This is a genomic window from Sphingobium sp. (assembly GCF_048594625.1).
GTDB lineage: Bacteria > Pseudomonadota > Alphaproteobacteria > Sphingomonadales > Sphingomonadaceae > Sphingobium.
On sequence record NZ_JBMDWL010000092.1, the window covers coordinates 24,697 to 31,119 of the forward strand.

Annotated in this window: 6 protein-coding genes; 4 read left to right on the forward strand and 2 right to left on the reverse strand. The window is 62.1% G+C overall.

What is annotated here, in order from left to right:
• Window positions 1-11: 11 nt before the first annotated feature.
• Window positions 12-1,016, reverse strand: a complete 1,005-nt coding sequence (locus tag ACOJSJ_RS11395; RefSeq protein WP_420145096.1) for an NAD(P)H-quinone oxidoreductase — start codon at window positions 1,014-1,016, stop codon at window positions 12-14.
• A gap of 104 nt (window positions 1,017-1,120) precedes the next feature.
• Here ACOJSJ_RS11395 and ACOJSJ_RS11400 point away from each other — a divergent pair, with 104 nt between their 5' ends.
• The 3 genes from ACOJSJ_RS11400 to ACOJSJ_RS11410 all read left to right on the forward strand — a co-directional run bounded on the left by ACOJSJ_RS11400 (window position 1,121) and on the right by ACOJSJ_RS11410 (window position 5,212).
• Window positions 1,121-1,318 carry a DUF1192 domain-containing protein gene (locus ACOJSJ_RS11400; RefSeq protein WP_420145103.1) on the forward strand — a complete coding sequence of 66 codons (198 nt, stop codon included), beginning with the start codon at window positions 1,121-1,123 and terminating at the stop codon, window positions 1,316-1,318.
• Window positions 1,319-1,471: 153 nt separating this feature from the next.
• Window positions 1,472-3,790: an ATP-dependent Clp protease ATP-binding subunit ClpA gene (gene clpA, locus ACOJSJ_RS11405; protein WP_420145097.1), complete on the forward strand. Its 2,319-nt coding sequence runs from the start codon at window positions 1,472-1,474 to the stop codon at window positions 3,788-3,790.
• Between the two features lie 798 nt (window positions 3,791-4,588).
• A complete protein-coding gene (locus ACOJSJ_RS11410; RefSeq protein ID WP_420145098.1) occupies window positions 4,589-5,212 on the forward strand; it encodes a glutathione S-transferase family protein in 624 nt (207 codons plus the stop codon).
• Between the two features lie 74 nt (window positions 5,213-5,286).
• Here the strand turns inward: ACOJSJ_RS11410 and ACOJSJ_RS11415 are convergent, their stop codons facing one another.
• A complete protein-coding gene (locus ACOJSJ_RS11415) occupies window positions 5,287-6,027 on the reverse strand; it encodes a Bax inhibitor-1 family protein (protein WP_420145099.1) in 741 nt (246 codons plus the stop codon).
• A 137-nt stretch (window positions 6,028-6,164) separates the two neighbouring features.
• On the opposite strand from ACOJSJ_RS11415, the gene ACOJSJ_RS11420 reads away from it, so the two are divergent.
• The coding region (locus tag ACOJSJ_RS11420) for a 2'-5' RNA ligase family protein (RefSeq protein ID WP_420145100.1) at window positions 6,165-6,423 on the forward strand (259 nt) is incomplete at its 3' end.

The following is a 6,423-nucleotide window of genomic DNA, read 5'->3' on the forward strand; positions in this document are numbered from 1 at the left end:
AAACCCTGTCGTTACGCGACCAGCACGATCTTCCCGAAATGCTCGCCCGCATCCATGCGCGCATGCGCCTTTGCCGCGTCGGTCAGGGCGAAACGCTGGTCCATGGCGGGCCGCAATGTTCTGTCCGCCACGAACGACCAGACATTGCGCATCAGTTCGTCCGCAACCAGGCTCTTGAACCCTTCCGACCGCGCGCGCAGCGTCGATCCGGTGATGGTCAGCCGCCGCGTCATGACGGCCGGGATGAAGATGTTCGCCTTCGCTCCGCCCAGCACCGCGATCGACACATGCCGCCCGTCTTCCGCCAGACAATTGAGGTTGCGCGGCAGATAGTCGCCGCCCACCATGTCCAGCACCGCCTGCGCGCCCTGTCCGCCGGTGATGGCCTTCACTTCCTCGACGAAATCCTGCGTCCGGTAATTGATCGCATGGTCCGCGCCCCATTCCCTGGCCGCCTCGCATTTCTCTTCCGACCCGCAGGTGACGATGATCTTGACGCCGAACAGGTTGCACAGGCGGATCGCCATCGTGCCGATACCGCTGGTGCAGCCATGGACCAGCACCGTGTCGCCCTCCACCACATAGGCGCGCTCGAACAGGTTGGTCCACACGGTGAACAATGTTTCGGGCAGCGCGGCCGCCTCCGCCAGATCATAACCGTCGGGCACCGGCAGGCACTGGCCGGCGGGCGCCACCGCATATTGGGCATAGCCCCCCCCTGCCAGCAGCGCGCACACCTTCTGCCCGATCAGCTTGTCCGCGCCGCTCCCGGCCGCGACGATGGTGCCCGCGACCTCCAGCCCCGGAATGTCCGAAGCGCCCGGCGGCGGCGGATATTTGCCCAGTCGTTGCAGGACATCGGGCCGGTTCACGCCCGCGGCGGCGACCTTGATCAGCACTTCGCCCGGTCCCGGCACGGGCACCTTGCGCTGTTGCGGGACCAACGCTTCGGGGCCGCCCGGCTCCGGAATCGCGACAGCCGTCATCTCTTCCGGGAATGCGCCCAAATCCGCCATTTTACTGCCCCCTGCCGTTAACCATATTGCGCCGCACCGGAAATTAACGGGTGGACCTTTCGCCCTTATTGACAGAGTGGCCCGCAGGGTCAACATTGCTATCCATGGACTTGGATGACGATCTGCCGCGTAAAGGCGATGATCCGCTGGCCCGCCTGCTGAAACAGGATTTGGGACCATTGTCCATGTCCGAACTGGACGCGCGCATCGCCGCTCTGGAAGCGGAAATCGCGCGTATCAAAAGGACGAAGGAAAACGCCGTTAACCATAAGGCAAGTGCTGAGGCGTTATTCAGGCGATGAACCCGCGCCCTGCCCCCTGCGCCTGTAAAGGCTCCATCGGGCTGTGGCAGTCAGGCAATTCCGCTGGGCATGGCCACGGCCTTGATCCGGCGTCGAGCAATGCCGACATTAGGTTCAACACCGCCCCTATGGGGGGCCAGGAGTAGAACAGACATGCCTTCATTCGCACCCGCTCTTGAAACCACGCTGCACAATGCGCTGACGCACGCGTCCGAGCGCAAGCACGAATATGCCACGCTGGAACATCTTCTTCTGGCACTGATTGATGACGAACATGCGTCAAAGGTGATGCAGGCGTGCGGCGTGGAACTGGGCGAACTGGGCGACGCGGTCACCCATTATCTCGACACCGAACTCGACAGCCTGAAAGTTGAGGGCGCGTCCGACCCCTCGCCCACCAGCGGTTTTCAGCGCGTCGTGCAACGCGCCATCCTGCATGTCCAGTCGTCCGGCAAGGATGAAGTGACCGGCGCCAACGTGCTTGTCGCGCTCTTTTCCGAACGCGAATCCTATGCCGTCTATTTCCTGCAACAACAGGATATGAGCCGCCTCGATGCCGTCAGCTTCATCAGCCACGGCGTCGGCAAGGGCACGCCCGCGCCTGAGCGTCAGGAAACCAAGGGCGCTTCCGAGGAGGAAAAGAAGGTGCAGGACGGAAAGGCCAAGAAGGACAGCGCCCTCGAACAGTTCACCGTCAACCTCAATGACAAGGCGGGCAAGGGCAAGGTCGATCCGCTCATCGGCCGCAGCGCCGAAGTCGACCGCACCATTCAGATCCTGTGCCGCCGGTCGAAAAACAACCCGCTCTATGTCGGCGATCCGGGCGTGGGCAAGACCGCGATCGCGGAAGGCCTCGCCCGCAAGATCGTGGAAGGCGAAGTGCCCGACGTCCTCAAGGAAGCGGTCATCTACTCGCTCGACATGGGCGCGCTGCTGGCCGGCACCCGCTATCGCGGCGATTTTGAGGAACGGCTGAAGGCCGTCGTCACTGAACTGGAAAAAATGCCGCACGCGGTGCTCTTCATCGATGAAATCCACACGGTGATCGGCGCTGGCGCGACGTCGGGCGGCGCGATGGATGCCTCGAACCTTTTGAAACCCGCTCTGTCGGGCGGCACGATCCGCTGCATCGGTTCGACCACCTACAAGGAATTTCGCAATCATTTCGAAAAGGACCGCGCCCTGCTGCGCCGGTTCCAGAAGATCGACGTCAACGAACCCACGATCGAGGATACGATCAAGATCCTGACCGGCCTTCGCACCGCGTTCGAGGATCATCATCACGTCAAATATACGCCTGACGCGATCAAGGCGGCGGTGGAGCTTTCGGCGCGCTACATCAACGATCGCAAGCTGCCGGACAAGGCGATCGACGTGATCGACGAAGTCGGCGCGATGCAGATGCTGGTGGTGCCGTCGAAGCGCAAGAAGACGATCACCCCCAGGGAGATCGAACAGGTCATCGCGACCATGGCCCGCATCCCGCCCAAGACCGTGTCGTCCGACGACAAGAGTGTGCTGGAATCGCTGACCACCGACCTGAAACGCGTCGTCTTCGGTCAGGACAAGGCGATCGAAGTGCTGTCGTCCGCGATCAAGCTGTCGCGCGCGGGCCTGCGCGATCCCGACAAGCCGATCGGCAACTATCTCTTCTCCGGTCCCACTGGCGTGGGGAAGACGGAGGTGGCGCGCCAGCTTGCGACCCTGCTCGGCATCCCGCTCCAGCGGTTCGACATGTCGGAATATATGGAACGCCATTCGGTTAGCCGCCTGATCGGTGCCCCTCCGGGCTATGTCGGCTATGATCAGGGCGGCCTGCTGACCGACGCGGTCGATCAGAATCCGCACAGCGTCCTGCTGCTCGACGAAATCGAAAAGGCGCATCCCGACCTGTTCAACATCCTGTTGCAGGTGATGGACAATGGCCGCCTGACCGATCATCACGGCAAGACCGTCGATTTCCGCAACACCATCCTCATCATGACCACCAATGCCGGTGCGTCGGACATGGCGAAGGAATCGATCGGCTTTGGCGAACTGACGCGTGAGGATGTTCAGGAAGACGCGGTAAAGAAGCTCTTCACCCCGGAATTCCGCAACCGCCTCGATGCGATCGTGCCCTTCGGCTATCTGCCGCCGGAAATCGTCGCCCGCGTCATCGACAAGTTCGTGCTGCAACTCGAACTGCAACTGGCCGACCGCGACGTCCACATCACGCTGGACGAAGATGCCAAGAAGTGGCTGACCGCCAAGGGTTATGACAAGCTCTACGGCGCCCGCCCGATGGGCCGCCTGATGCAGGAAAAGATCAAGCAGCCGCTGGCCGAGGAACTGCTGTTCGGCAAGCTGGTCCATGGCGGCGAAGTCCATGTCCATATGAAGGATGAGGCGCTGGCCTTCCAGATCACCCCGGCAGCCCCTAAAAAGGGCAAAAAGGGTGGCAAGGCGAAGACCGCCGAAGGTACCAAATAGGCGCCTTCAGACATGATGATACAGAAAAGGGCGGCCCGAAACGGCCGCTCTTTTTATATGACAGGCCCCAGCGCCCTGCCCCATTCCATATCGATCATTGCCGCGCGCCGGACCGTCCGCGCCGCAAATGCCAATATCCGCACGCGGCATGATCGGCTGGGGCATCACGCCTTGAATGAAATCCGGTCGGCCAGAGCCTGTCGAAGCCTCTACCTTCTCTTGGACGAGAGATTAGAAGAAATACGCTCCCCTTGGCGTTCAAGACAAACTTCGACAGGCTCCGGCCAGACGAACAAAGAAATGATGCCGAATTAATGCGTGAATTCTCTGGCATTCAATGCACAGACCAGAGCTTCAATCAAGGGGACCATCGTGACCAACATGAAGAGATTTGCGATGGGATGCGCGCTGGTCCCAAGGGCCGCCCTGTTCTTCTTCCTTGGTACATGGAGAGCGCGGCGCCCCCGTCATGGGTCGGACTGCGCGCCCCTTTCACCTCCGCCAGCCCGCATCCCCCCCCCCAATCGGGAAGACAGATATTCTCCCAAGCCATCGCCGGCGATCCCTATGTCGTGCAGCAATGGGAGGATGCCGTCCAAGCGCTCGAACGGCGCTGCCGCGATGCCCATGAATTTTTGCACGGAGGCCAGAAACGCGCGCCAGCAGATCAGCGAACTACGATAAGCCCTGTAAGCGCGATCCTCTATCCCTTCCCCATCCCGCTGCGCCGCCCGCTGGACGGGCTGCGCTTCACAGGATAGCAGGGTTAGTTCCGCCCGATCATGAAGGAGAGCCCCCATGTCCATCATCTTCTACACCAACCCCATGTCGCGCGGTCAGATCGCCCGATGGATGCTGGAGGAGGTCGGCGCGGCCTATGAAACGGTGATCCTTGACTATGGCACCGGCATGAAGGCCGACGATTATCGCGCGATCAACCCGATGGGAAAGGTGCCCGCCATCGTCCATGACGGCCACACCGTCACCGAATGCGCCGCCATCTGCGCCTATCTGGCCGACGCCTTCCCGGCCGCCAACCTCGCCCCCGCGCCTGCCGACCGCCACGCCTATTATCGCTGGCTCTTCTTCGCGGCAGGCCCGGTGGAGGCCGCCGTCACCAACAGGGCGCTGGGCTTCGCCGTGCCCGAAGGGCGTGAACGCATGGCGGGCTATGGCAGCTTCGACGACGCGATCAATGCGCTGGAAACCGCAGTATCGGGCGATGCATGGATTTGCGGCGATCAGTTCACGGCGGCCGACGTCTATGTCGGCGCGCAGGTCGACTGGGGCCTCAGCTTCAAGAGCATCCCGTCCCGGCCCGCATTCGAAGCCTATGCCGCCCGCCTGCGCGAACGCCCGGCCTATCGCCGTCAAAAGGACATCGACAACGCCCTGATCGCCGACATGCAGAAACAGGGCTGACGCCGCTCCCCTGCATTAAAAAAAGCCCGGCGGATCGATCCACCGGGCCTTTTTTCCATTCTGCCTCGCCACGATCAGTCGCGATTGCCGCCCATGAAGCGCAGCAGGAACAGGAACATGTTGATGAAGTCGAGATAGAGGTTCAGCGCCCCCATCACCACCGACTTGCCCATCATGTCGGTGCCCGCGACATGGGCATAGATGCTTTTGATCTTCTGCGTGTCATAGGCGGTCAGGCCCGCGAACAACAGCACGCCGACGCCGCTGATGACCAGGTCCATCGCGCTCGATTTCAGGAACAGGTTGATCAGGCTCGCGACCAACAGGCCCACGACACCCATGATCAGGAACGTGCCGAAACCCGACAGATCCTTCTTGGTGGTGTAGCCGAACAGGCTCAGCCCCGCGAAAGCCGCCGCCGTCGCAAAGAAAGTCTGGGCGATCGATGTGCCGGTATAGACCAGGAAGATCGACGACAGCGACAGGCCCATCACCGCAGCATAGGCCCAATAGAGCATCTGCGTCGTCGCGGTCGACAGGCGATGCACGCCAAAGCTCAGCACCATGACGAACGCCAGCGGCGCGAACATGATGACATATTTCAGGATGCCGGGGCCTGCCAGCACCTGATAGGCAAGGCCGCTCGACGCGAACAGCAGCGCGACGATGCCCGTCAGCAGCACGCCGCTCGCCATATAATTGTAAACCGACAGCATGTAACGGCGCAGCCCGGCGTCGAACGCCTCGCCGCGCGCAGCGGTAGCATTACCGCCAAAGCCCGCTATGCCGGAACGGGGGTCGGACCAGTTGGCCATGAAAATCTTCTCCTTCGTCGGCATTATCGCCGACATCCCTATTATCGGCCCATCCGCCGCCGGTTTCAAGCCAAACCCGCCTGCCCGCCCCGAACGGTCATCCATCCGCCGATGGCGTGCCGAACCGGAAGCAAGACGTGGCCGAAACAACCAATATCCGCGCCCGCAAAATGCCCGGCATGCCGCGCGCCACCCCCTGCGCAGGCCCGATCCGTCCTGAAGCCTGTGGCATAACCGGCGGCCGCCCCTATATCCATGCCATGCACCGCCTGTTCGTCGCCATCCGCCCGCCCGCCGATCAGCGCGCGAACCTCCTGTCCCTGATGGGCGGGGTGGAGGGCGCCCGCTGGCAAAGCGACGATCAGTTGCACATCACCCTGCGCTTCATCGGCGAAG